The sequence below is a fragment of the Chitinophaga sp. RAB17 genome, assembly GCF_052114225.1.
Classification (GTDB): Bacteria; Bacteroidota; Bacteroidia; order Chitinophagales; family Chitinophagaceae; genus Chitinophaga.
The window spans coordinates 174219-200504 of record NZ_JBFREI010000009.1 but is presented as its reverse complement, the minus strand read 5'-3'; the positions used below and the strand labels follow the sequence as shown (position 1 = coordinate 200504).

17 protein-coding genes and 1 tRNA gene are annotated in these 26286 nt (G+C 44.5%); 3 read left to right on the top strand and 15 right to left on the bottom strand.

The genetic code is table 11. The features are described 5' to 3' along the window. The first annotated feature begins 323 nt into the window (after window positions 1-323). The gene (locus tag AB4Z08_RS26280; protein ID WP_441576757.1) at window positions 324-1418 is read left to right on the top strand and encodes a M57 family metalloprotease; all 1095 of its coding nucleotides are present in this window, start codon (window positions 324-326) and stop codon (window positions 1416-1418) included. 182 nt (window positions 1419-1600) lie between these two features. On the opposite strand, the gene AB4Z08_RS26275 is transcribed toward AB4Z08_RS26280, so the two are convergent. The 8 genes from AB4Z08_RS26275 to AB4Z08_RS26240 form a co-directional block, all read right to left on the bottom strand. Then, entirely contained in the window at window positions 1601-2581 is a 981-nt protein-coding gene (locus tag AB4Z08_RS26275; RefSeq protein ID WP_441576756.1) for a hypothetical protein, read from the bottom strand. Between the two features lie 493 nt (window positions 2582-3074). After that, window positions 3075-4193: a redoxin family protein gene (locus AB4Z08_RS26270; RefSeq protein ID WP_441576755.1), complete on the bottom strand. Its 1119-nt coding sequence runs from the start codon at window positions 4191-4193 to the stop codon at window positions 3075-3077. A gap of 104 nt (window positions 4194-4297) precedes the next feature. Next, window positions 4298-5761: a RagB/SusD family nutrient uptake outer membrane protein gene (locus AB4Z08_RS26265; RefSeq protein WP_441576754.1), complete on the bottom strand. Its 1464-nt coding sequence runs from the start codon at window positions 5759-5761 to the stop codon at window positions 4298-4300. A 22-nt stretch (window positions 5762-5783) separates the two neighbouring features. Next, complete coding sequence (locus tag AB4Z08_RS26260) at window positions 5784-9251, bottom strand: SusC/RagA family TonB-linked outer membrane protein (RefSeq protein WP_441576753.1); 3468 nt, start codon at window positions 9249-9251, stop codon at window positions 5784-5786. 190 nt (window positions 9252-9441) lie between these two features. Next, window positions 9442-10575 carry a FecR family protein gene (locus AB4Z08_RS26255; RefSeq protein WP_441576752.1) on the bottom strand — a complete coding sequence of 378 codons (1134 nt, stop codon included), beginning with the start codon at window positions 10573-10575 and terminating at the stop codon, window positions 9442-9444. Window positions 10576-10638: 63 nt separating this feature from the next. Beyond that, complete coding sequence (locus AB4Z08_RS26250) at window positions 10639-11196, bottom strand: RNA polymerase sigma factor (RefSeq protein ID WP_441576751.1); 558 nt, start codon at window positions 11194-11196, stop codon at window positions 10639-10641. Window positions 11197-12161: 965 nt separating this feature from the next. Further along, window positions 12162-13118 carry a hypothetical protein gene (locus tag AB4Z08_RS26245; protein WP_441576750.1) on the bottom strand — a complete coding sequence of 319 codons (957 nt, stop codon included), beginning with the start codon at window positions 13116-13118 and terminating at the stop codon, window positions 12162-12164. 306 nt (window positions 13119-13424) lie between these two features. Beyond that, window positions 13425-13500: transfer RNA gene (locus AB4Z08_RS26240), tRNA-Lys, on the bottom strand. A 97-nt stretch (window positions 13501-13597) separates the two neighbouring features. Between AB4Z08_RS26240 and AB4Z08_RS26235 the strand changes: the two genes are divergently transcribed. Further along, window positions 13598-14095 carry a hypothetical protein gene (locus tag AB4Z08_RS26235; protein WP_441576749.1) on the top strand — a complete coding sequence of 166 codons (498 nt, stop codon included), beginning with the start codon at window positions 13598-13600 and terminating at the stop codon, window positions 14093-14095. Here AB4Z08_RS26235 and AB4Z08_RS26230 read toward each other — a convergent pair. Genes AB4Z08_RS26230 through AB4Z08_RS26210 form a run of 5 tightly spaced genes read right to left on the bottom strand, consistent with a single transcriptional unit; the run spans window position 14079 to window position 22022 of the window. Continuing rightward, on the bottom strand, window positions 14079-14801 hold the full coding sequence (locus AB4Z08_RS26230; RefSeq protein WP_441576748.1) for a 4'-phosphopantetheinyl transferase family protein: 723 nt from the start codon (window positions 14799-14801) through the stop codon (window positions 14079-14081). The two genes, AB4Z08_RS26235 and AB4Z08_RS26230, sit on opposite strands and share 17 nt — an antisense overlap. Then, a complete protein-coding gene (rluF, locus tag AB4Z08_RS26225; protein ID WP_441576747.1) occupies window positions 14782-15528 on the bottom strand; it encodes a 23S rRNA pseudouridine(2604) synthase RluF in 747 nt (248 codons plus the stop codon). Before rluF ends, AB4Z08_RS26230 begins: the two co-directional genes overlap by 20 nt. A 25-nt stretch (window positions 15529-15553) precedes the next feature. Continuing rightward, complete coding sequence (locus AB4Z08_RS26220) at window positions 15554-16486, bottom strand: hypothetical protein (RefSeq protein WP_441576746.1); 933 nt, start codon at window positions 16484-16486, stop codon at window positions 15554-15556. Between the two features lie 29 nt (window positions 16487-16515). Continuing rightward, window positions 16516-21552 (bottom strand): DUF4132 domain-containing protein, encoded by a 5037-nt coding sequence (locus AB4Z08_RS26215; RefSeq protein WP_441576745.1) that lies wholly within the window; start codon window positions 21550-21552, stop codon window positions 16516-16518. Between the two features lie 44 nt (window positions 21553-21596). After that, window positions 21597-22022, bottom strand: a complete 426-nt coding sequence (locus AB4Z08_RS26210; RefSeq protein WP_441576744.1) for a hypothetical protein — start codon at window positions 22020-22022, stop codon at window positions 21597-21599. A 95-nt stretch (window positions 22023-22117) separates the two neighbouring features. Here AB4Z08_RS26210 and AB4Z08_RS26205 point away from each other — a divergent pair, with 95 nt between their 5' ends. Then, complete coding sequence (locus AB4Z08_RS26205; protein ID WP_441576743.1) at window positions 22118-24094, top strand: lectin-like domain-containing protein; 1977 nt, start codon at window positions 22118-22120, stop codon at window positions 24092-24094. Between the two features lies 1 nt (window position 24095). On the opposite strand, the gene AB4Z08_RS26200 is transcribed toward AB4Z08_RS26205, so the two are convergent. Further along, window positions 24096-25178: a 3-oxoacyl-ACP synthase III family protein gene (locus AB4Z08_RS26200; protein ID WP_441576742.1), complete on the bottom strand. Its 1083-nt coding sequence runs from the start codon at window positions 25176-25178 to the stop codon at window positions 24096-24098. Between the two features lie 174 nt (window positions 25179-25352). Next, a complete protein-coding gene (locus tag AB4Z08_RS26195) occupies window positions 25353-26279 on the bottom strand; it encodes a DUF6515 family protein (RefSeq protein WP_441576741.1) in 927 nt (308 codons plus the stop codon). Window positions 26280-26286 lie beyond the last annotated feature (7 nt).

The window sequence follows — 26286 nt, the reverse complement described above, 5'->3', positions numbered from 1 at the left end:
TTTTTTTAGTTAGCAGATCACAATTCCTCTTCACAAAGCTGTCGTTATATCACCTTGTTTAACCTGGTAATACCTCATATAATACCAGTAAATAAATTGTCATTTTTTACTATTTATTAGTATCTTTGGCGGCGTTTACCCTTTTAAGTAGCACTTATATATAATAATACTCAATGAAAAAGCGATTTTCCCTGTTACCAATTGTAGCGGCAATGATTTTTTGCACAAATTCATGCCAGCAAACCGATCCTAAGGATGTAACCCCAAAAGACAGCACTGCAGTCCCGATTGACACTACGAATTCTCTGTTAAAGATTAAGAACATGGGATTCAGCTCAACAGGCGTAGTACCCACCACCGGAGGATACATTGTAGAAGGAGATATCTTTATTGCCTACGCAGATCTGGGTAAAACACCGGAAACAAAAATATTAATGGTTGATTCCATTGAGCAATATCATATTGGAGCACCCGTAACCGGCACTCCAAAAGTATTGAAAGTATATGTGTCGGCACTCGGGGCTAATTATGTAACTGCCGTAGATGATGCGATTAATCGATTCAATGGTGTAAGAACAGATCTTACAATTGAACGTACCAATAACAGCAGCGATGCAAACGTTACGGTATCTGGTTACTATGAAGTTTCCAACATCAACGGTTACGTGGGCCTTGCGGCTAAAGGTAAGCCCTATCCTGATGTTAAATTAAATACCTACAGATTTTTCACCGGTAGTAATCAGGCTGGTTGGGCAGCTTCTGTTATTCTGCATGAATTAGGGCATAGCGTAGGCTTACTGCATACAGGTTATACGAACAATTATAATAGTAACTGCTATCCTAAAAGCAATCTGGGAACAGTACCTGTAACAAAAATTCCGATTACCATTACGGCGCCTCCGCGGTTCTCCGAATCTTTTATGCGGGCTTGTATACCGGAAGCTATCAGCAAGTCAATTTCCGCGTCTGATGCGTTTGTATTAAGTTCCTTGTTTTCACCAGGAGGCGTACCGAGAGTACAGGCATTCTTTGGTTTTTACAATGCGCTAACACAGGATCATTCCTACTGGGTAGATGCCAATATTCATAATATTTATCCGGATTATAATTATGCGGATTTCACTCACAGGATATTTCCCGCCCAGGTATCGGGTACGGTCGCATTGTACCGGTTTTATCAATCCGATATTTCAGATCATATTTATTCTACTGACGTTAATATCGTAAGTGGTGCTCCCGGCTGGAATCTCGAAGGTATTGCAGGCTACGTGTATCCTACAGGGGTAGCCGGCAGCGTGCCCGTTTACCGGTACTGGAATGCAATGCAAAGCGATCATATCAGTACTACCGATAACAATGCAGCTAATTATCCGGGTTATGTTAATCAAGGAGTAGCATATTATGCTATCCCCCGCTAATCATCTTCCTATAAGTATTATTTGATGCAATAACTTTCTGTTATGGACTGGTCAAATGGTTGAAATACCGTTTGACCAGTTTTTTTCCCGCCCCCAATCTCCCCTCTCGTCTCCGCTGTATTTCCCTTTTTGCCGACCAATGCGAGCAAAGGCTCCGTTTTTTTATTTTTGCTAAATACCCGTTATCTAATGATTTGCAGGCTTTGCGTCTCCTTGGGAATGTATAGCAACATATCTATAAACGTTTTTCTATTCATCCCATTTTTATCGATATCATCATAGCCTAATAAAGACTCACCACGACTAAAACCTTCTTTCGGTTCTAATCTAACTAATCTGTTATTGGCATAAAATTTCATCGTGTAATTTTCCATAGGATAAAAGCTTTGTGAATGTTTAACTGAATTCGCACGGTTGGCAGACACGGATTTCCCCTTTCTACCCTTGCCTGTCTGAAGTTTTGTTATGATATCTTTAGCAAAATACTCCGCCTGGTACCATTCTGAGTCCGCGTTTAAAAAAATAGTATTCAGATAATCATAATCTTTTTCTTTAAAGGCTGCCACCGTATTTTCATAAAAGCTGACTACTTTTAATTCCAGGTCTTTTTGATTCAGTGTAGACAAATCTTCCCCTTCCTCCCATCCTTTCATAGTATAGGGCACGGAAGCATCGAAACTGAGACTGGTTTTATATTCTGTTAATTTTGAGTAGTCAATATTTTTATCATTATTTTTAAACTCAAGTACATCTTCAGGGGTTTCTGTTGATCCATCCTTATTCCATTCGGCCTTTTCTATTTTCAAAATAAAATTCTCACCATTGTCCAGGTAGCTTTTTTTTGTTCCATTATGGTCATATCCAGGATAAAGCTCAACTTCAAGAGTTTGTTTCCCACTTTTAAGAATCGATGAATTAATATTGATTCTTACTATTCCCGGAATCACATCAAAGTTTGAATAAACTGGAACTCCGTTTACCATTACCCGGAAACTAAATGCAGATTGGATATCTAATTCGTAAATAGGTTCATAGGTAAATTTCTGAACTTTATTAGAAAGATATTCTATTCTTTGTTCAGCTGTCATTGCCTTCCTTTTTGATTCCTGTGCACAGCTATTAAGACTTGCAATCAATAATAATGTAAATATAAATTTTGTCATTATCTTATATTATGGGTAAAATATAAACCGTATTTTCTATGCATATGGGTGCCACCAGTATCATTATTTTCCCGCTTGCAGGATAGTGGATTTTGTCCTTTTCTTTTAATACCCTGATGCCATCTGTTCCTTCATGTTGTAAATACTGGTTAAAACGATTATCCTTTATATACTTATTTTTGAATATAGCACTTTTTAAAAATAGCGCAAAAAGATCAAGCACCATTGTCATTCGGCTCTATATTGTACAAAAAAGAAATTGGCTAAATCATCGAAATGGAGCTAACCAGGTAATCCTTTAAATTTGCAAAGATAGCTCTGAACTTGGTAAAGCCACGTAAACGCTACCGCCCCACACGATCATTATAGCGTAAATTATAGCGCAAAAAAAGGAGACCCGCACCAGGTGCAGGTCTCCAAATTCTCTAGTAATCCCATTGGGAGTACATCACCAATCAAAGGCTGTTACATTAAGACGTATTATCCTGTTATTTTACTTCAACTCCTTTTTGTACCCGGTAAGTTTCTTTTCGGATTCTTTAATGGTGTCTTCCATAATGAAACCGGCGAATTTACCTTCTTTCAGGAATTGTCTGGCGGTTGCAATTGCCTTCTCCTGGTATTGCACGGCGCTTTTGTAATCATTCATATTTGCATATGCGCCGGCCATCTCCTCGTAGACCATAGATGCCGGGAACTGTGGTACTTCCAGTTGAGTATTCAGCAACTCTAAAGCATATTCATAGGTGGACTTCTTCCATCCCTTTTGCCTTGCAATTACTGCCGCCGTAGAACCTACATATCCAGGTTTAGTAGCCTGCCATGGTCTTACAAAAGCCATTGCCGTATCTTCATTGACATGTTCAAGTAAGGTTTGGAACTTAAAGAAACCGAATGTTCCGGCAAAGGCGGGCATGGTGCCAATACCTGAATCCAGCAACTGAATAGCCTTGCTGTACTGCTTATCAGTAACCGCTTTTTCATAGTCCTTCATTAAGTTTTGAAAGGGTACAGCTGCAGCGTCTGACTCTTCATTTCTTTCCTGTAACTTCTTCCTGGTAGCAGCTACGTCATAATTTCCCGACATCACCACATTTACAACAGAATCCAGTTCAACGGGATGACCTATCCACAGAATGATTCCATCCTTCACCATAAATGTACAGGGAATGCCATCCTGTCCGGCAGCCTTCATCCATTCATTTCCCATAAATTGATCTTTGCTGTCAGTGATAACATTGAAGTCCATTTTGTTGCCTATGCCGGTTACAAATTTGCTGACTTTTGGAAGAGAGGATTCATAAGGTTTGTCTCCTGTTTTCTCCCAGATATTCACCGCAATCACGGTAGCTTCTTTTTTGTGTTCCCGGGCGAATTCAGAAAGATGTGGCATAGATGCAATGCAGGGGCCGCACCAGGTAGCCCAGAACTCAAAAAGATAGAGGTGGCCCTTCTTATACTCCTTAACAGGCGTACCTTTTAACCATTTTCCATAACGAAGCTCGGGCGCTTTGTCGCCCACAAATAATTTAGCCTTTTCCTGTCCCAATGAAACCTGCGTGAAACAAAGAATGGAGAGAATAGCTAAGCCCACAGTTCTCGAAATCTTCATACTGTAACTCATTTTTGTTAGTTTTTGAAATTTTAAATGCAAAATAGTACCCTGTAGAAGCCTTTCGGGCTTCTATGAAAAATGATTATTGTAAATAAAGTCCCTTAAAAGTTTGGAACGGTCAGCGCTACTTTCGGATCGTTAGGCTGAATGATCAACTCTTTCCCGTTGTTGTCGGCGGCCTTCCGGATCATCGGTAATCCGTTGCGGAAATAATCATATCCGGAATGTCCTTCAAACGCAAGCTCCATACGTCTTTCTTTTAGAATAGCAGTAAGCAGGTCCTGATCGGCGATACTGGTAATGTCCGATTCGGGCAATCCTGCACGGGTGTGGATGGTGATGAGGTCCGCCCTGGCCATCGTGTAATTCTTCATTTTAGCATAAGCTTCGGCTCTGTTCAGGTACAATTCACCGGTGCGCAAAAAGATGTTTGGAGCGCGGGTGAGTAGCTGGTTAAGCAATACCAGTAATTTGGTGGTTTCGGTAAGTCCTGTTGCAGCATTCACCCTGAAGAAACTACTGCGGATATCCTGTGCTGTGAACAATTGTTTAAGGTCTGAAGAGGGCATAAAAACGCCGCCCAATCCATACACCGGATCATAGTTGTAGAGAATGCCGATGCGGGTATTGCCTGTCATGTTGTCAAAGGCAAAGATGATTTCTTTATTGGCCGAGAATTTAGCGCGGCCAATGGATCCATCCTGATCATCGGCAAACAGGTTTTTATAATCGTTGCCCTGCAGCAATGCCAACTTTCCTCCATTTTGCGTCAATGCACTGTCTGCATAGGTTACTGCTGCCTGGTTATAAGTGGCGTCCGGACTGGCTATGTTACCGCCCATATACAAGTATACCCTTGATAACAATGCCCAGGCTGCCTCTTTGCTGGCAAAACTGTTTGTCTTTACCACCGGGGTTTTCATCAATTGCGCTGCTATTTTCAATTCTTCTGTGATATAATCATACACCTCCTTAACAGTAGATGGTGCAGGTATCTCCTTTAAATCACTTGTTTTTTTTAACGCAACACCGGAACTGTTTGCAGCATTCTGATAATAAGGCTTGCCATATAATCTGATCAGATTAAAATAAGTAAGTGCCCTCAGGAAATGATTTTCTCCTTTCGCATACAGCACATTATTCCGGTCGGCCTCCTGGGAATTGGAGAGCATTGTTTCTTCAAAAGCGGTGATCCCTTCTAATGTGGTATTAATGCTAACAATCAGCTGATAAGAGCCGCGATAAAAGTCGCTGCTGAAACCAAGCGTGGGGCTGTTGCTGTTTTGATAGAAGAACCCGTCCGTCATTTTTTCCGGAGGTCCGAAGGTGCGCAAGGTTACATTGTTGCCACGGCTTTCGGACAAGTTTAGCAATGGTTCATCATAAGACGCATTGGAATTGTCGCGCAACAGGGAGTAATTGCCTACAGTGGCTTCTACAATCCCGGCAGCAGAAGACAATTCGCCGTCCTTGTCAATTTTAATCAGCGGACTGATCTCATCTATCTTTTTATCGCAGGCCATCGCAAGGAGAGACATCAAAAATATAAAGACGTATTTTTTCATTTTAATACTTTTTAACTATCAACTAAAATGTAACCTGTAGCCCAAATACATATCGCCGCGGGATACTTAATGGGCCACTCGCATTGCCAAAATCCTGCGCTTGCCCTACAGCAGGCCCTTCGGGACTGGAGGCTATTATATATTTATTGTAGATCGTGTATAAATTATCACCACTTACATACACCGTGAAGTTTGATAATTTCATGCGACTGAGTAATGGTTGCGGTAGGTCATAACTTAACCGGACATTACGAAGCGAGGCATTACTGGCATCGTGCATATATCTGCTTGATCCGAAAAAGTTAGTAGTTGCCTGGTAATACAGTGCCGGCTCGGTAGCGTTGGCCTGCCCGGGCGTTGTCCATGGTATCTGATTCTTAGTGTAGGCAAGTTGGTTAAGACGATCCAGATTAGCCACCTGTGAAGAAGCCGCGTAGTTATCGATGATCGTATATTTAAATGCGAAAGTGATCAATACACTCAATGAAAAATTTTTGTAGGTAAAGGTGTTGGTGAGGCCACCATAGTATCTTGGCTGGAAAGAACCAATTGTTTGAAACTGCCTGCTGTCTGAAGCTGCATCTACTTCAGCAATTGTATTTACATATTCCACACCGACTTTATTTCCCTTAGCATCGAAGATCAACTTTTCAAATCTCGGCTTTCCTGATTCCGGGTCTACCCCGGCGTACTTAACAGCTTTTAATGCATTGATATCATCTCCTTTAAAAAGATAATAGCTATTCTCCGGGTAATATCCCTGTCTTAATGAGTCATTGGCTACGTTTACAATCTGGTTCCTGTTAAAGCTGATGTTGAAAGAGGTACTCCAGGAGAAATTTTTTCTGTTTATATTCTGAGCATTCAGCACCAGTTCTATCCCTTTGTTATCTACTGTAGCCGCATTCTGCCACTGTGTTGGAAAACCTGACAAAGCTGGCAACAACACCTTCTGTAACAGATCCTGAGAGCTCCGTTTGTAAACATCTACTGTAGCCGTTAAACGTTTAAAGAACTCCATGTCAATACCCGCACTCCATGACCTGGTTACTTCCCATCTGAGATCCGGATTACCTAATACTGAAATAGTGGCTGCTCCAGCTCCGCTATACGTATATCTTGGATCGTACAACGTTCTTGTGAGAAAGTTGTCGCCAAGTTGAGAGCCACTGGTTCCATAGTTGGCCCGGAGTTTCAAATAGCTGATCCATTTTACATTTTGCAGGAATTTTTCCTCGCTGGCAACCCATGCGCCACCTCCGGAATAGAAAGTACCATAGCGGTTGTCACGGCCAAAGCTGCTGGATGCGTCCCTGCGTACAGAAGCACTTAAACTGTATTTACCTTCGTAAGTATATCCGGCTTCGCCAAATAAAGAATAAATGGCTTTTACATCTTTTCCACCCTCAATATTACCCGCTTTGGTAGTGGGAATACCAAAGATGGATAAATCTGCCGGACCACCTATTTCCCTCGCAAGAGAGATAACCGGGTAACCGGCACGCACATGATTTACATTTACCAGCATATCTTCAACGGTGGTTTGCCCGAATTCCATACCTGCCAGGGCACGGAACATATGGTCCCCAGTTTTTTTATTAAAGGTTAATTGGTTGGAGGTGAGGTAAGACATCAGGTTGCCGGTGGTAGTACCCAAAAATCCTTGTGGGGCAAAAAAGGAACTACCTCCGTTGTAAGTTCTCACATCTGTATATTGCGTGTTTTTATTGTAGTTAAGATTACCAGAGTTAGTACTGGAAATACTCAACCAATCGGTAATTTTATAGTCTAACTTAATAGATCCGAAAAACAACTGTGACTGCCGTTTTGAAAAATTATACTGCCTGTTGAATAAGGGGTTGTCGACGATCTGCTGCGTTCCGCCCATTTTAAAGTTAAGTGCCTGGGTAATCGCCCCATCTGCGGCATAAGGATTTGCCCACGGGATAAGGGTTTGCATGCCACTAATGGTGCCACCCTGATCCTGACGGCCATCATTCATAATGCCATTAATGGAAACTGTGGCTGTAAACCTGTCTGTTAAGCGGCTTTCAAGGTTGAGCCGGAACGTTTTCCGGATTAAACTATTGAGAACACCTGTAGCTTGCTCATTGTAATAAGAGCCGCCTACATAGTATTTGGTACGGTCATTTCCTCCGCTGGCAGACAGGTTTACTTCTGTAGTATTGCTGGTAACGAAAGCGTATTTAGTCCAGTCGTAGGAATTATTCACCTGTTCCTGTGTAGGCAGGCGATAGTCTAAATAATTGTCTAACGTAGGGAACATAGAAGAGAGGCTGGCATTATTCTGCTTATAGTCTTCGGTATAGAATCGTTTTTGCAGATCATAGAGCTCCGCGCCGTTCAGAAACTTCATGCGCCCTCGATTAGGCTGATTAATTCCGTATTTCACTTCGGCGTTAATGCGTGGTTTTGCATTACTTCCTCTTTTGGTGGTGACTACCAATACGCCTGCCGCTGCCCTTGATCCATAAATAGCAGTAGCAGCTGCGTCTTTCAGTACAATGACGTCCTGGATTTCCTGTGGTGTAACCAGCTCTTTCAAATTTTGATTCGGCATAATTACTCCATCCAATACGATGAGTGGGCCATAGTTGAGCGCGGGTACCACAAATTCGTTGAATTGATCTACACCAACTCCCGCCACGCTACTCTGTCCCCTTACAAAAATTTGTCCGCCACTGCTGGTGGGGTCGGCAGCATTCTGTTCAGAAATATACAGACCCGCTGCTCTTCCTTTCAGTAAAGAGGCAGGGTCAGAAGAGGTAATGCCCCTTCTGATTTCGTCACCTGATATTTTCTGTACAGACCCGGTCAACTCTCCGGGCTTTTTAGCCATGTAACCGGTAGAAATGACTACTTCTCTTTGTTCGATCGCTTCCTGCTGGAGCGTGAAGGCGAGTTCCAATGGCTTATCTGTTACGATCAGCTTTCTACTGATCGTGGAGTACCCGATACTGGATATTTCCAGCATATAAGTACCCGGCGGTACATTCTGCAATATAAATATCCCATCTTCATTGGTAGTTGTGCCTATCGTGGATGGCTTCAATCTTACAGATACACCAGGCAGCATTTTACCATCAGAGCCCGCAATAATCCCTTTTATGATCACCAGGGTATTGGCCATATTATTTTCCTGCAAAACCAGGTCAGTGCGGGGAGTCACTGGCACCTTCATTAAAAGCGTGATGGTGGTGTTCCTTACACTGTACCTGAATGGTTGCTCCTGAAAGAGCAGGTCGAGAAACTTCAATAATGGTAAGTCTTTGGCTGTAATTGTTACTGGTTTGGCGATAGACAGCAGTTTTTCATCAAAGAAGAAAACATACCCGGTTTGTTTTTCTGCACGCGCCAATACTGTTGATAGGTCTTCACCTTTAACTGACATAGACACTTTGCCCTGTGCAGCTATGTTTGCACTAACATGCAGTGTGGCAATAAGCATTAAAATAAACGTAATCCTCATAACTCGCAATGTTTGGTTGATACAACGAGGCCCGGAGCTGCGAGCCCGCATGCTTTTCGCATTTTTTTGCATAATTTTGGTTGGTTTGGTAAATAACAGGATCTATCCAGACTTGACTTTTGCCAAATTATAGCCGGATATGTTGACGCATACCGGCTTTTTGGTTTTTGAAATGATTGGTTTTTGATTATTAATTATATACTACTATTGTTTTTCCCTCCATTCTAAATTTAATGTTCACGTCCTGGAGTACTTCCAGTACCTGTGCCAGGCTGAGGTCACGGTTGATTTTTCCTCTGAATGTCCGCGAAGGAATTTGTCCCTCATAACGTACATCTACATCGTACCAGCGGCTCAGTTCATTCATGACCGATGGTAGGTTAGACCGGTCAAAGTTAAATAGTCCATACCTCCAGGCCATTACCTGGTCGATGTTGGCATCGTTTACGACCTTAATACCTGCTTGTCCGGCCGCTGCTTGTTGACCTGGTTTGAGTAATACAGAAGGATTGGCGGGAGTCGACATCGATACGGCGCCTTCCAGCAAGGTGGTTTTAATAATGCCTTCCTCCGGATAAGCATCTACATTAAAATGAGTACCCAGTACTTTTACCTCAGCCTTACCATTTACACTTACTTTAAATGGCATTTTCTCATTCTTCGCCACCTCGAAATAAGCTTCCCCACTCACTTCCACCCGACGCTCCTGCCCCAGGAAAGTAGTAGGGTACCGGATAGAACTAGCCGCGTTTAACCAAACCGTGGTACCATCCGGCAGGGTGACTTTAAATTGGCCACCACGGGGGGTACGCAACGTATTATATGTCGCTGCATCCTTATCCGATGTAGCCGCATATACAAGCTGTCCACCCTGTTGCTGTATTGAAGCGCCACCCTGTTGCAGCGTGCGATTACCTGCACTATCCAGTTGCACCACCGAGCCATCGTCCAGGGTAAGGGTAGCACGCTCGTAACCCGGCGTAACCTTTTCTATTTTTGCAACATCCGTAATTTCCTTCTGATGCTTTAACTGAAAATAACCGCCAATACTCACAAGAAGCAATACTGCTGCGGCGGCGGCCCAATACCAACGTTGCCTTACAGGTCTCATCCGTGCCGGTTTATTAAGAATAGCTGCCAGCACGTGGTCTCCACTGGGCGCCTGTACCGTGGCTCCCTGCAGCGCTTCCCATTGTTGGCGCATAACCGACTCCAGCAGCACATCGTCCGATTCCATCACCAACTCCATTAATTTCCGGCGGTCGGCCTCAGTGGCCGTACCATCGAAATAACGATTAAACAATTCAGTCAGCTCCTTATTCATGTTGAATAAATTAACGGGTATATATAAATGACACCTGGCTTTTCAAAAAGTATATGGTGATTCCTATTTTTTTTCAAAAAAGAGAGAAAGTAGAAGGGTCAAGGCAAGACCTAGTGAAGAACGATCTTTTACGTACTGTGTAATTAGGCCGATGGCCTGCTGCATATATTTTTTAACTGTTGGCAGTGCAATTCCCAGCGCTAAGGCTATTTCCGCCTGCTTCATTTTGCCGATTCGATTCATGGTCCATACCTGGCGACAATGTTCCGGTAACTGTGCAATCGCCTGGTCTATGAGGGAAAGATGCCATTCCCTGGTTTCCTCCGTTTCGACAATTGGGACTTGTTTAGCAAAATCATCCAGCAGTGCATTGCGGCGCGCCAGGTTGCGCATGGCATTGAGAGCATGGTGACGAGTCATTACCCAGAGATAAGGACTGAATCGCTCTACATATTGTAATGTCTCACGTCCCTGCCAGATCTTCATAAAAATATCCTGTAAAATACTTTCAGTTTCCGGGGCGGATTGGATAATGCGATTGACGTAGGTATAAAGTAACGGGTAATATTGGCCGAATATGATAGCATATGCCTGCTCATCGCCTTCTGCTATTCTCGACAATAGTTCTTTTTCGTTATATGTTTGATTGCCTGGCACCCGATAAATGAAACACAATCTAGGGAAAATTCGCCAATATCTGTTAGTCTGCTAATTTGAATGCAACAATATGAGCCATAGCCATTTCTATTGATCTTTTTTATAATTAACTATAAACAAAACTTACAATTTATTTACTGCTATTACAATTGAAGGGGCCTTCTTTATAGGGCGCATTAGCTGTGACCATAATGATGTGTTTCCGTTTAAGACCACTAACCTTATTAATTTTTGCAGGTTGAAGAGAAAGGTTACACTAAATTTAAGTATTGCCCGTGTAACCTTTTATGTTACCATTCACCTTCGTTTTGAATGATAAACCCTTGCAGGTTAAAACAAAAAAGCCGCGTAAATCGTGCGATTTATGCGGCTTTGATGCTGTTTGTATGCTTTGTTGTGGACCTCTTTGGGGCAGCACGTATCTTCGTAATGTCTTATAGAATCTGCCTTTGATAGTGGTGAGCGTTTATTGCTAACCGTTATGCTGACCTGATTAGGTGTAACCGTTATAGTCAGGAGTAATGATAGGAAAATATAAGTAACATTAGTTCAATAATACAAAAATGGTTGTAGTATTACATTCAACTGATCCGGCGCGAGATTTTTGAGCCTATGCGGTGTAGCCAGCTATAGGGTAATTCGATGATAACTGCGACTATCAATATATTTACCATAGGGCAATAGAAGAGAAATTACCATAATAAACAAATTACCTCAATAGCATCCACCTTTTTAACAAATTCATTCTGCACACTCGAATCAACAAACGTAATTTCGGCGGTTTCATTTGCCCAATTCTATCCACGATTCTTCGTGCATCAGCAAAAGACATATCCATTAATTCCCGGATTAATTTCAACAGCGGAATAAAGGGCCATTTATCCTTTCTGTATCCACTTATGCGTACATTATAGATTTTGGTATATATGTTACTCCATTACTAATTTTCCATTCCGAAAGATCCTCGTCCATCTTTTTAACAAGTCGTCAGAAAGTATGGGTTGGGTAAACGCGATACTGATAGTATGCACAGAAAGCCCTGTCTGCAAAACATAATATAAAGTAGCTTCAGGTGTTGGATGACTGGTTTCGATCTTAAATAATCCCCAATTCTCTCCTTTCGATAATAAGGTAAAATGTGCATTCGTATATTTTTCATTTACCTGCGCCTTACAGGATGAAAGTGTTTGCTCAATCCTTTGTTGCGCCTTTTGTTTTATTGTCACTAAATTGATACAGCTAGTCCATTGTTCTGCTGACTCATTAATAGGCAATAGCTGCATAACGTGTGTAATTGAATCATCAGTTTCATTCTGAATTTTCCATGTAATATCCGTAGGGTAGTCTATGCGTAATGACTCATATAGCGGAGGAAGCGGCACTTTGAATGATTGTGCTACCCGATGAAACAGATCTTTAGATGTAGAAAACCGTGATGGGGTCGTTGTACAGGTAATTATATACACTTTACTATCATTATATAAGATAAAATCACTTGCACATAGTGTATCTTTAAAGTTCGAGCCTACATGAACATCATCAAACCATACCATTCTTTTTCCATCTACCGTATAACTACCGGTATCCAGCATTGATAAGCGCGCACGAGCCGTGAGAGACGCCAAAATATAAAGGGCGCTATCAGCGTTTATACTCGGGTGTTTAAAAATAGTTATATTGAAATTATCCGCGATTTCATTGGTTAGATGCTTCTCCATATCATAAACCAATAGATTGATGCGGGTACTATCGTTTCTTTTCCAGTACTTCCATTTTTCGGGAATTCCGATGGCGTATCTATGAAGCGAATCCTTGTAAGAATAGAGTGTTTGCGCTTTTGTGGTTAGTTGTAATAGTAAACAACAACAGAGAAAAATGTATTTCATAGGGATGAAAGAATTGCAGACAAAGATATAAAATGAATAGGATTAAATACCGGTCAACGAAGCACTTGATCAGAACTTTCGCAAACTAGTAGAGATGCTGTTACCAGCAGGGGTTTTAGGGTATTTTGACTTAATTGATTCAAGTCAGAATAAAGAGGGTATTAAACTTTTCAACTTGATCCCGCAATGCTCACTTTTCTATCTTTACATAGAACTCTACAACTTTACCACTGAAAACAAAAAAACCTTGTAGAATATGCTTCTACAAGGTTTTAATTACGTGAGAGTATTTACTTTTACTCCTGATGGTGATCCCCTTGGGACTCGAACCCAAGACCCATACATTAAAAGTGTATTGCTCTACCAACTGAGCTAGGGAATCCGCTACCACCCTCATTGTTAAGGGGATGCAAAAATAGGAATTATCTATTACCAACCAAATTTTTTTTTCCAAAAAATAAAAATAACTTCCTTCCTATATGAAAAAGCACTACCTATTATTCGCCGTAGCATTGCTCCTCTATGCCTGCCAATCCACACGAACAACTTACTCCTATTCCCGCGGAGCGGATGGCCAGCTCAAAGTACAGGAACATACTGAGAACACCGGATATGAAATTCCCTGGAAAGCCAAAAAGAAAAAAAGCGCCATTCAGCCTACGATTACTTTTGTAGAATCGGTAAAAGAATATCGCCGCACCTTTCATCATTTTCCGCAGGATCTCTGGAACCTGCAAAATATGAACGACAGAAGCAGAAATGCTTTCAAGGATATGAATGAACTGGGGTTTACAGATCTGCAACTGCACTATGTATACCTCGACTCTTTTGTAGTGGCGTTCGTACATAAACCGGTATACAATGCGCCGACAAAAAGCGGAAGGAGGACCATATCAGGATCTGACGTAAATGGCAAATTTATTTTTACCTATAACCCTAAGGATTCATCTTTCCTGTACGTCAAGACACTCGATTAGTCAGCGCCTGCAGCGCTGCCATGTCTACGAGACTTCTCTGTGGTAAAACAAGTGAGCAAGCCATATTGCCAGCAACCCAGCTGACGGCTTTGTATTGCATAAAGTGAACGAAGGTGGAAATCAGGAAATCACCATTGCGCTCAACAGATTTTACATCAAATAATTCCAGGTCGGTGGTGAAGCCTGTCCGCAATACCTTAGAAAGGGCCTCCCGGGCTGTCCAGAGCAGGAACTGCTGCTCATCAGTGCTATAGGGCAGCGATGCCATTAAACGCATTTCTGCGGGCGTTACAGGGGGTAAAAAACGACTGCCATCTATTGCTTCTATGTCCACCGCCATAGGATGCGACTCGGGGAAAACAACCGCCATAGCGCTACCATCGCTATGCGTAATACTTACCTGCAAATTGCTGTGGCCAGGACAACTCAATACCGGCTGACCAAATACGCCGGGGCGGATCCGGATGGAGGCAGGCGCAACGCCAGTAAAATCAAAAGCCGCCAGCTTTGCAGCATGGCGGCCTAAAAAATAATGATGTTGGGCTACGCCCGTTAACGTAGTACGTTCTTCAGGATGCAAAAAGCGGTGCAGCTCAAGCTGCAATGCAGGCAACGACAGAGAAGATACCCCCATCGATGCCGGGAAAGAAACACCCTCTCTTGTAACCGTTAATGCCAGATGATAACTATTCGTCCATTCCGTCATGGTTGTTGTCTCCTTTTTCAGTTTTACTGCTGTTGGCTACCAGGGTATTAAGACTATTTACCTCTTCCTTGGTAAAATAGCGCCAGGAGCCGGTGGCAAGGTCTTTTGTTGTCATGTTCATGATGCGGGTACGCTTCAATGCCACCACCTCATAGCCCAGCGCTTCACACATCCGGCGGATCTGCCGGTTAAGACCCTGCGTCAGGATAATGCGAAAACGGCTGGCGCCTTCCTGCTGCACAAAACATTTCTGCGTCATCACACCCAGGATGCGAACACCGTTGCGCATAGCTTTCACAAACTCCAGGTCTATCGGCTTGTCAACGGTAACAATATATTCTTTCTCGTGCTGATTACCTGCCCGGAGAATCTTATTAACGATATCACCATCATTTGTTAAAAATATCAGTCCTTCGGAACGTTTGTCCAAACGACCAATCGGGAATATCCGGCTGGAGAAGTTAACGTAGTCGATGATGTTCGTTTTATCTTTCAGATCCGTGGTACAGGTAATCCCTTTGGGCTTGTTCAGCGCAATGTACACGGTAGTTTTTTTCTTCTTCAACGGCTCCCCGTCTACTTCTACCACATCTCCGTCTTTTACACGATTACCTTTGGAAGCGACGTTGTCGTTGATCGTTACCCTACCCTGTTCAATATATTTATCAGCTTCTCTGCGGCTGCAAAAACCGGTTTCACTGATGTATTTGTTAACGCTTATATCCATAATTACCTTTGAAATCAACCGCAAATTACTTAAAACCGGGCAAAAAGTCAGGTAACGTCCAGGCTTCTACTGCACCCGTTTCCAGGTTCATCACTTTCATGGGATGCAATAATACCCGGCGGCCAAAATAGCTGCCGGCCACTCTGCCCTGCTGATGATACCCCTGGATGATATGCCTCGGCTCACCGGTTTTGATGTCCAGCACAAAATCAGCCCCCCAGCGGTTCGATTCGGTAGAACTGGCGCTGACGCACACCAGTTCATGATCTTCCGTCACGAGGATATCACTGCCGAAAACAGAGCCCGCATCATCCCCCATTTCGGAGAAATTCCGCTGCCAGATGGGCTTCAGCTGGTCATCGCAACAAATCAGGATATTGCCTTCAGTCAGCAACAGGTACTGCCGCAGCGCTTCCACATATATTACTTTATGTGCCCGGTCAGGGTAAGGCGTCTTTATCAGTGTACCCTCGAAAGTGCTTCCATCTACCTGTAACCAGGCTTTTTTATTCTCCAGCGGAAAATAAAAAATGTTTTGATGCGGGTTAAAGGTGCCATTATACTGGCGTACCTCCGGCTTTAACTCCGCCACAATAGCGCCGGTAGCCAGATCCACCCAGGCCTGCTTCTGGTTATAGGCTTCCAGCAGCAGGTGACTGCCGCTGGCATTGAAAACCGCATTGTAATACATATGCCGGTCCGTACTATACACCACTTCCTGGGTGGCCAGCCGCATCACTACCAGGTTGGTCACCAGTTTGCGGGAGCCTTTAATCCAGGGAGAATTCAATACCAGCAGTCCCGCGCCACTATGCCAGGCCACTACTTCATAGCCGGGATATTGCTCCCATGCCTGCACCCGTTGATCATCAATATGAAATACCAACGGTGCCACATTCTTTTCGTCATCCCGGGAAAGAAATAATTGCCTGCCTTTATAGTCTGTAATTACCTTCATTTGTTTTTTTTAGGAAGATGAATAACGCCTTAGTTCATACTTAGCTGCTGTAATATCGTCGGGTCCTGGATTTCATGGTCCTTTGCCAGCAGCAGTACCTTGGAAATCAGCTCTGCAGATTTGGGATCATCATCTACAAACGGTAAAAATATGCGCCCTCTGTGCTGGGAATGTACCGGTAAAACAGACAGGTACTTTCCTGGCAACTGATGCGCTACGGCGCTTCCCAGGTGTACGCTGTAATCGCCATGCTTCCCTTTGATACGCGCATGATTACCACTGATCGTCACGTTATCGACTTTAAATAAACGCAATGTTTCCTGTAGCAATACACTCCGCATTTCAATGGAGCTATGACTGGCTTCCGGATCTACACCACCCACATGCGCCACACTTACTACCAGGTCTATATCCCGCATTACCTCGCTGAAGATCAGCGGCGATATTTGCTCAAAGGCCACCGGCTTGCCGGTTTTCAGGTCATGGAAGATGAGGGTTTCCAATGTAGGAGATTCCACTTCTGCCGGCGAAAACCAGTCAGCCATCGCATATATTTTAGCAACGAAACCTTCTCTGTGGAACACCTTCTGCAACCCTTCTTCATAGTCTACTTTCCATTGTCTGTTCTTCAGCAAAGCCACAGTCTGACTGGGTTGTACCTGGTGGCCGGCATAACGGCGCGATATTGATTTCTCTGCCAGTTCATCGGCCAGTGGTACATACAGTTCACGGAATATCTGCTTAAATGGTTGCTGCAACTGCTTTTCAAAGGCATATCGTTGATAGTCGCTCCACACGCCCTCCTTATACAAATCAGAACAATGCGCAATACGGATGGTATCCGTTTCTGTCAGTGTGTAGGTGGTTCCATCTGCTGCCTGCAATATGCCCGCCTGGTAGAAACCATGTTTCTCTCCGGCCACATAGATCAGCTTTTCCAGGTGCCGGGCTATTACGGGATGCCCGAAAAGGTTTCCCAGCTCAGCAGCCAGAAAGGCATCACCGCGTACCATGGCATCTTCCAGCGATTTCCTGGATCGACTGAACTGTTCTCTTAATATCTTCCTGTAGTCATTTAATTCTTCTACTTTCTTATCTTTTTTATATTTCGGTGGCACCGCTTTCAATGGCTTATCCCCCTTAAAGGCCACCAGGTCTGCCATTCCGGCCTCATCTATGACCAGCCCAATGGTCACATCATCATATTGTACCTGCGTTTCACGCGATAAAATATTTTGCACCTGTTTGGTTTCCATAGCCCAGGCCAAACGAAGCGGATCGGCATAACCGGCATTGCGGGCCAGGTTTTCCATCGCTATCCGGATAGCTAATGCTTCACTGCTCTGTTTTTGCGCACCAAACTGCTTGCTTTCCTTTTTAAACAACTGCAGGTATTCATAACGTCCCAGCACATCTTTCGAAGCGCTGGCCTTACTCAACGGAATTAGTCCGTACATGCGCAGGTAATCCTGATCACGTTTTTCTTTTATCTTCTGTGTAACTTCTTTTAATTTCAGATCACCGATAATAACGTCAGCGTATAAACGCGCTCTCCGGTGTTCATTACCATCACTGATATATTTGGCCGCATCATATACTATCTGCCAGCGCTCCTTCCCTATTTCCTTATACGCTTTCTGAAACCACTCCTTATCTACCGCACCTATTTTGAAGTCTGCCAGGTCTACGGCGGAATAACGGGCGATCTCACTTTCAGCTTCTGCATTCTGCTCCGCAGCACCGGATGATTTAGTGTGTGCATGCATCCACCAGATAGCGGAGTCCAATCCCTTCCAGTTGAGGTACTGACTCACAAATTTCTGCCATTGCGGTGCATACACCGCTGCTTCTATCAACTGCGTTTCACCCGCTTTGATCTGCTTCATGGCGGCATTAAATACCTCCTGCGTATCTTCAGGCAGCGGGTAACAGTTCTTCAATAAAGTACTCAGCTGTTGTTGTTTGCTGTAAGCATCGTTGCCACCGGAATAAATATATCCTCTGTGCAGCGTTGTTTTCCCCAGTGCCGTCAGTATCTCTGCAAAACGATGAACACCATAGATAATTTTCAGCTGTTGCACCAGCCGCGTAACAGCGGTGGCGGTATCTCCCCGTTTCAGTTCTATATCCAGGAAATGCTCCCGCATCCGTATAAACATAGGCTGCAGGAAAGGGAATTGTTTGAAGTAATCAAATGCATCTTTATGTCGCTTTACGGTGGAAAGAACGCGGATATTATCAGCGCTGATAAGCCCCCGATACATTTCACTTTCGCTGATCAGGCCCGCCTGGTAAGCATAACAGAAAGCAGACAACGGCGGCAAACTTTGCGGCACGCTTTCCGCCAAACCGGTAAACTGCCGCCAGTGCTGCAGTTGCCAGGTAGCGTTGATCTCTTCTTTCTCTAAGTCATTGACGTTAATATAATCCAGCAACTTGTTGAGCGCCGGTATACTTTGCCAACCCCCACGGGTATACGGATAATATTTACCGTCCGACTGATAACTCAGTACGTCCGGTGTCAAAGATGCAAAAAGCCGGCTGGTAGCTCCTATGAGGAAAACATTGCGTTCCCTGAAAGGATGAATCAATCCCAGTGCCATCAATACCTGCAGCACAGGATTGGACCATTTGTAAGAATGCGTAGCCCTTATTTCTTCCGGTATCACTTCCTCATAAACAGGATAGTAAGGGGCAGTTAAATCCACCCAGGTTTGTGTTAACTCCTGTTTATCCAGCATCAGGGAGTTCAACAAGTAAATATCTCTTGCCTGCCATCCGCTTTCCTGGTACCACTTTTCCCATACCTCCGGCAAGGGATAAGATGCATACTCTGCGTCTTTGCTTTCAAATACAAAAGTATAGGGCTTGTTTCTACTGAAAGTATTTGCCAGCAATACTTTCGTACGACTGCCATCATACTGTTCTATTTCATATTCATAGTCACTATGCTGCTTCAGCAACTCCGACAGCTTTTTCAATGCGGCCTGTATATCTGCCACTGACTTTGAAAAACCAAATTCCCCATCACGCAGACATTGTGCATAGTAGTCGTCTTTCTTTACCACTGGTGCTACTACAGGCAATATCATTTTTGGATCATACAATCCATATCCGCTTTCAGCAGTAAAAGAAATGCCTTCATTATCTGCTGATAATTGAGATAATAATATTTCTTCCTTTTGAGAAATACTTTTCCGCTCTTTGAAAGATGCCTGCCAGTTGTTAATGTCTTCTGATAGTCTATTACTTTTCTTCAGCTGCAAAGCCACGTCCAGTCCGGCCAATCGTTGCTCTGCGTCTCCCTGCAGCAACTCCGTATTTACCCGCGCAATCACTGCATCCATCTGACGTAAGATCAATTCAATTGCTTTACTTCTGCTGCTGGCACTCTTACGCTTCAGCAACTCGGTGAACACCTTCATCTCACCAGGATTGAACTGTTCCTTGCCCAATGCGCGGAAGGCGATGTTTACTACATATTCTCCCCGATCCTTCAGCATCCGGATAGCAAAGTTGCGCTGAAAGTCTGTCAGCGCAGGTGTTTCCGTATTTTCATTCCATCCCCATGCCGCATGTTCGGGGAACACTAACCTGGATAACTCCTCCCGCAGTGAAAGATTCATCTCGTCATAATAAGAGAGCATGATATCCAGTCTGTCCTGCCTGCCCAATACCAATCGTCCCATTGCCTGCAAAGCATCGTTCCTGTCAAATTTGATGTTCATCCAGGAAAACACTTTGCCGCTAAACAATAACTCTTTGTTGCCGGTCCGTTGTACGATGGCATGTAAACGATCAAACAGCGCAGGGAAATGGGTATCATAAAAAGCGCCATTGTTAAAAAGGAGGGAATTAATACCGGACAATGCCATACCCAGCACGGCTTCGTCCTTATCGTCCAGCGCCCTGTTAAACAGGGGCATGTCTATATTGTAATATTTTGTTTCCTGCGCAAACTTCAATGCCAGGCAACGTTTTTCTACATTACCATTATCAAACAATTCTATTACCAAAGGTCTGGTAGTAGCTACATCATACACACCCATGCTCCACAACGCCATGTATACGTCCATGTTATTGGCGCTTTTTACGGCGTCCGGAATCAGCGCGGGTGTCTGTAAAAATTCATGTGCTTTTTCAAGAAACAATTTCACGGTGCTTTCCTTTTCTGCCTCCCAGCCCAAACCTGCCCATACATCAAGCGCACGTACTACAGAGGAAAAACGAGTCATCTTGTTATCCAGCAGCACTTTTATCATATACTTCAACGCACCGGTTGAGGTTTCATCCAACGCTTCCAGGATCGTTTGCCGCAATCCTTCCTGGCGCTGCGCCGCCAGCAGCAGCTTTTCTACCAATGTCCAGGCGCTTTCCTTGTTGCTGTTCAACAATGCCTTGATGATAGCACGTGTTACTTTCCCGATCTCATCTTTATTAAAAATGATGTCTTCCATCAGCGACAATACTTCGGTATTGCCCATATCTATGGCGGCAGACCAGATCCTGAACAGGTTACTGCTTTGAAGTGTCTGGTCGTACCGTACCTGCTCCGTCACGCTTAAATCAAAGCTGCTCACCTTCACGCCGGAGTCATAGGTCACCTGGTAAGCCTGTGGCATGGCCAGGAGGATGAAGTTCAGTTGGTTCACAAAATATACTTCGCGGTCATGCGGCGCAGTAAAGGAACGCCGGTAAGAATCGCTCTGGTACATCTGAAAAGGGATTTGCTCCCAGGCATATTTTACATAGGGTGCGTTTTCCGTTCCGAAAATATATACCAATAAATTCCAGGCAGCCGGGTCATTCCATTCCGCTGCAGGTAATAAAGCTGCAATACGGTCATACCGCTCACTCTTATAGGTCAGTTTTCTGCGATAATTGTAATCGCTGTCGTTACGGTTTTCATCAGGTGACTCGTGAATAAACAGCAATGCCAGTGTGGCCATTTCTTTGGTTAACAATGGGTGGGGGGCATTTCCGGCGCATATAGTATCCAGTTCCGCTGCCATTTTTTTCAAATAATCAGGAAGTTCCCGGGTTTCCAGGAATTGCTTTGCATCCATAATAAAGGTCTTTGCTGTGGGTGACGGGTTAAAATAATGCTTCTCTACCAGATGCTTCCGGCGAGAAAGGTTAACCTTACAAAAGTAATAACTGTATCGCTATCCAGCGAAAATTTATCGGTTAAATGTTTAATTTCTTCATCCTTGACAAATACGGCAAACAGGCCATCTTCAAAGGCCTGCAAAGCAGTATCCACAGCCTTTTGAAGGTCGGCCCTGTTTTCGTTATAAATGCTGCCGAAACCTGCTTTACCGTTGGCTACACCGTTTTCTATCTGCGCTGCAGAAAGGAATGGCAGGAGGTTTTTCTCCAGTGGTTTATTGTTATAGGCAGTTACCTGCTGTTTAACAACCGCCACCAGCAACTCACGGAGAGAAGGATGATCGGATAACGCTTCCACTTCCAGCGATTGCCTGTCTATTAACGCATGTTTCCTGCCGGGTTGTTTTACACTGATCGTTATTTGCATATCAACATCACTTTGGGTCCGGCAAAACTAAGGCAAAAACCCATTTATCCCAATAATTGTGCTTTGATCTTAACAGCTAAGAATGTAACTTGTCAATGGCAATCTGTCCCGCTGCCCGGCTCCCTGACATGAAAAGAATACTATGCCTGGTCCCCGGCCTGCTACTGCTGATAAATTCCCGGTTAACAGGTCAAACACAATTACCATACATACTCAATGGAGCCGCCACCCAGCGCACCTGCAACTGCTATGTGCTCACGCCAGACAACCAATTCATCAGCGGCACCGTCTGGAATAAAAATAAAATTAATCTCCTTCAGTCCTTCAACTACGTATTTGATATCAACCTTGGCTGTAAAGACGCTACAGGAGCAGATGGCATTGGGTTTATCCTGCAAACAAAAGGTACCAACCTCGGCGCCACCGGACAGGGACTGGGCTTTAAAGGCATCTCTCCTTCCCTTGGTGTACTGATAGATACCTGGCAGAATACAGATGAAAACGATCCTCCCTACGATCACCTCGCCATACAAATGAATGGCTTGACGGATCATAACAGTGCCGGTAATCTCGCAGGGCCGGTAACGGTGATAAAGGATAACGACAACGTGGAAGACTGCCAGTGGCACCTGTTCCGCATTAAATGGGATGCGGCGTTGCAACATATGGAAGTAAGCATAGATAATGAAGTGCGGTTAACGCTCGATAAAGACCTGGTCAATGATATCTTTGGCGGAGACCCCAATGTTTTCTGGGGCTTTGCAGGTTCTACTGGTGGCAGCTCCAACCTGCAACAGTTTTGTGCCGCCCTTCGGCCGGAATTTAATTTTAATCCCCAACAGGTGTTCTGCGATGGCACCCCTATACAGTTTAAAGACAATTCCAGCTCGTTCGGTGCCATTACCAGCTGGTGGTGGGATTTGGGAGACGGAACCCTATCTGCCGCCCCGCAGCCTCCTCCACATGTATACCCTGCAGCAGGACATTACGAAGTAAAACTCGTGATTGAAGATAACAGCGGCTGTAAGTCAGATACGTTGAAAGCTCCTTTTACCGTAGGGTCGTACCCGGTAGTCGATTTCGGACCCAGTCCCTTTTGTCTGAATACACATACCAATATGAAGGATCTTACCACCATCAAGGTAGGCACCCTGCAAAAATGGGAATGGGACTGGGGAGATGGCACTACGGCCACCGGCGCGGCGCCGCTGGCACCCTTTACCACCGCTGGTTCCAGGCAGGTTCAACTCAGGGTGACCTCTGCAGAAGGTTGTGGCAGCACCTTCGGAAAGTCAATACTGGTTAGCAATACACCCGTGGTGAGCGGTACAGGCGAAAATGTTTGTCTCGGTGTTGCCACCAATTTCCGGGGTGTCAACAACACACCCAATGTCCCCATACAGCAATGGAACTGGGACCTGGGCAATGGCATCACGCAAACGCAACAGCATGCCACTTATCGTTATGCAGATACCGGATACTATCCTGTACGGCTATACGCCATCAGCGTAGAAGGTTGCCTGTCGCCTGTTGCAGAAGTTCCGGTTACTGTAACGGCGGTATATGCACGCGCCGGCAGCGATACCATTGTAGCCAACGGACAACCCCTGCAACTACAGTCGCAATGGAATAATCCCCGTTTACAATACACCTGGTCACCGGCCACCGGTCTTAACAATCCTTATATTCCCAACCCCATCGCTGTTTTACATAAAGATCAAACCTATCACCTTACCCTCCTGTCTCCGGAAGGATGTCATGATGAAGATGTCATGAATGTAAAAGTGTATGAAGGTCCTGAATTTTACGTGCCCAATGCATTTACCCCCAACAACGATGGACGCAATGATATTTTTCACGTCATCGCTGCCGGGGTACCCAGGCTCGATTTCTTCTGTGTCTGGAACCGCTGGGGCCAGGAAGTATACCGCAGCGCCGACCTTCCTGGTGGATGGGATGGCACCTGGCAAAGTCAGCCTGCTCCTGCCGGCACCTACGTATGGATGGTGCAGGGCGTGGATTACACGGGCAGACGCTTTAGCAGAAAAGGAACGGTAACGCTTATACGATAAACTATACGCGGTAACAAATGGCATTAATATTCATGCCCGCCCCTACAGAAGCAAACAGGATCACATCACCTGCATGCACCGATTGGTTAGGGATTTCACCCTTTCTGACCATATCGTATAAGGTAGGCACCGTAGCAACAGAACTATTGCCCAGCACATGAATATTCATCGGCATAATATCGGCGGGTATATCCTTTATGCCGTATAATAAATAGAAGGCCTTGATAATGGCAATATCCATTTTCTCGTTGGCCTGGTGAATGAAGATCTTATTAACCTCTTTGATGTCTATATTTCCTTTATCCAGACAGTCTTTCATGGCTTCAGGTACACGTTTGAGCGCAAACTCATATACCTTGCGACCCAACATCTTGATATAGCGGATACGCTTATCCGCTTCCGGCGCATAAGACATGCCCATATAAATATAGTTCAACTCATCATTGGCGTACGACTGTGCACTGGCACTGATAATGCCGGCCGAATTGCCTGCACCCTCAAAAGCTTCCACGATCACGGCTCCTGCCCCATCACTGAAAATCATACTGTCACGGTCATAACGGTCTATCACACGACTCAGGGTTTCGGTTCCTATTACCAGGCATTTCTTTGCCAGTCCGGCTTTAAAAAAAGCATCTGCCTGAATTAACCCCTGTATCCAACCCGGACAACCAAATAACACATCATATGGAATACAGGCCGGATTGCGGATACCTAATGCCTGTTTTACCCTGGAAGCCAGTGAGGGCACGGCATCTGATTGTATAGTATCTTTTAAAACATTGCCAAAATTATGCGCCAGAATAATCTGATCCAGTGTTTCAGGATCTGTTCCTGCATCTTTAATGGCCGCTACCGCAGCCGCCACGGCCATTTCCGTAGCATTCATATCTATATCTGCATACCTGCGCTCAGAAATACCTGTTACCTCCTCAAATTTGCGGATGATGTCCGCCCCTTCTGAAGGTATACGCTCTTGTCGATCACTGTAGAATTCCTGGTTCAAAAAATCATTATTTAGTTTTTTGTTAGCAGGAATGAAGCTACCAGTACCGGTTATAACTGTTCGCAATGTTTGAATCATAGTCTGATTTTTGAGCTGCCACCTGACAGCCCCGTCCTATAAAGATACAAACATTTGCTTTTGGGAGGTAATTGCGCCCACACAATAAAAGCTAACCCGCTGAATACGGTTGTTCCATACCGCGGGAATATAATCCCGTTTGTTCGTTACCGTTATTATCAGATTATTACATCATCACTCCGCGGCTACCACTTCATAAGCGTTGGTGCCATTGTTGGAAAACGGCTGATAATAGGTACCATTATAGACTACATATTTTTTGCCATCGAGTGTTGCCTCTGTTGCGCCCGATGGTATTTGTGTGACCACTGCACCTGCCGGAGGCGCCACCACCGTGTAAGAAGCGCCCGATTTTGAATAAAAAGCGCCACTGTAATAATAGTAATTATTACCGCCGGCCGGCACCATTGTGTAGCCCGAAGGCAACGTGGTCACCACAGCGCCTATTGGAGCCGGTACTACTGTATAACCGCCACCGGAAGGCGCTGGTGCATAATACACGCCCTGGTCGTAATGATACTTCTTGTCATGAATGGAAACAATGATAGCGGTGGTAGCCAGCGTAGCTACTATGAATCCGATCGGATGCCATACGGGCCCCCAGCTTACATATGGGCGGTAAGGATGGTAGTAATAATTATAACGACCCGGATATACCCTGGCGGCAGGACGATTGATCACCGTTACATTTCTGTTTACCACATTCACATTGCGGTTTACATTCACGTTGTTATTACGGTTGATGTTAACGTTATTGTTGTTATTGACATTTACGTTATTGTTCCGGTTAATGCGGGTGTTGTTATTGTTATTGATCCGGTTATTATTATTCCGGTTAACCGTGTTATTCCGGTTTTGATTAAACTGGTTATTGGTTGGTCTGGCGGCCCCTCCCGGGCGATTGGCGGGCCTGTTCAGCTCCGCAGGACGATTAGCTGGTCTGTTCATTTGGGCAGGGCGGTTGGCCGGTCTTGCAGCCGCCCCGGGGCGATTGCCAGGCCTGCCTTCCCTTCCTCTTTGTGCGGAAACAGATGTCGTCGACAACAACATCGAAAAAAATGCCAGTACGGCCATACATTGCTTAGCAGAGGGAAAATGCATAATACAG

Coding starts and splice junctions, on each gene's coding strand:
- AB4Z08_RS26260 (WP_441576753.1), bottom strand. CDS start 9,251: ATGAGGATTACGTTTATTTTAATGCTTATTGCCACACTGCATGTTAGT.
- AB4Z08_RS26270 (WP_441576755.1), bottom strand. CDS start 4,193: ATGAAGATTTCGAGAACTGTGGGCTTAGCTATTCTCTCCATTCTTTGT.
- AB4Z08_RS26245 (WP_441576750.1), bottom strand. CDS start 13,118: ATGAAATACATTTTTCTCTGTTGTTGTTTACTATTACAACTAACCACA.
- AB4Z08_RS26195 (WP_441576741.1), bottom strand. CDS start 26,279: ATGCATTTTCCCTCTGCTAAGCAATGTATGGCCGTACTGGCATTTTTT.
- AB4Z08_RS26230 (WP_441576748.1), bottom strand. CDS start 14,801: ATGACGGAATGGACGAATAGTTATCATCTGGCATTAACGGTTACAAGA.
- AB4Z08_RS26205 (WP_441576743.1), top strand. CDS start 22,118: ATGGCAATCTGTCCCGCTGCCCGGCTCCCTGACATGAAAAGAATACTA.
- AB4Z08_RS26200 (WP_441576742.1), bottom strand. CDS start 25,178: ATGATTCAAACATTGCGAACAGTTATAACCGGTACTGGTAGCTTCATT.
- rluF (WP_441576747.1), bottom strand. CDS start 15,528: ATGGATATAAGCGTTAACAAATACATCAGTGAAACCGGTTTTTGCAGC.
- AB4Z08_RS26210 (WP_441576744.1), bottom strand. CDS start 22,022: ATGCAAATAACGATCAGTGTAAAACAACCCGGCAGGAAACATGCGTTA.
- AB4Z08_RS26255 (WP_441576752.1), bottom strand. CDS start 10,575: ATGAATAAGGAGCTGACTGAATTGTTTAATCGTTATTTCGATGGTACG.
- AB4Z08_RS26280 (WP_441576757.1), top strand. CDS start 324: ATGGGATTCAGCTCAACAGGCGTAGTACCCACCACCGGAGGATACATT.
- AB4Z08_RS26275 (WP_441576756.1), bottom strand. CDS start 2,581: ATGACAAAATTTATATTTACATTATTATTGATTGCAAGTCTTAATAGC.
- AB4Z08_RS26265 (WP_441576754.1), bottom strand. CDS start 5,761: ATGAAAAAATACGTCTTTATATTTTTGATGTCTCTCCTTGCGATGGCC.
- AB4Z08_RS26220 (WP_441576746.1), bottom strand. CDS start 16,486: ATGAAGGTAATTACAGACTATAAAGGCAGGCAATTATTTCTTTCCCGG.
- AB4Z08_RS26235 (WP_441576749.1), top strand. CDS start 13,598: ATGAAAAAGCACTACCTATTATTCGCCGTAGCATTGCTCCTCTATGCC.
- AB4Z08_RS26215 (WP_441576745.1), bottom strand. CDS start 21,552: ATGGATGCAAAGCAATTCCTGGAAACCCGGGAACTTCCTGATTATTTG.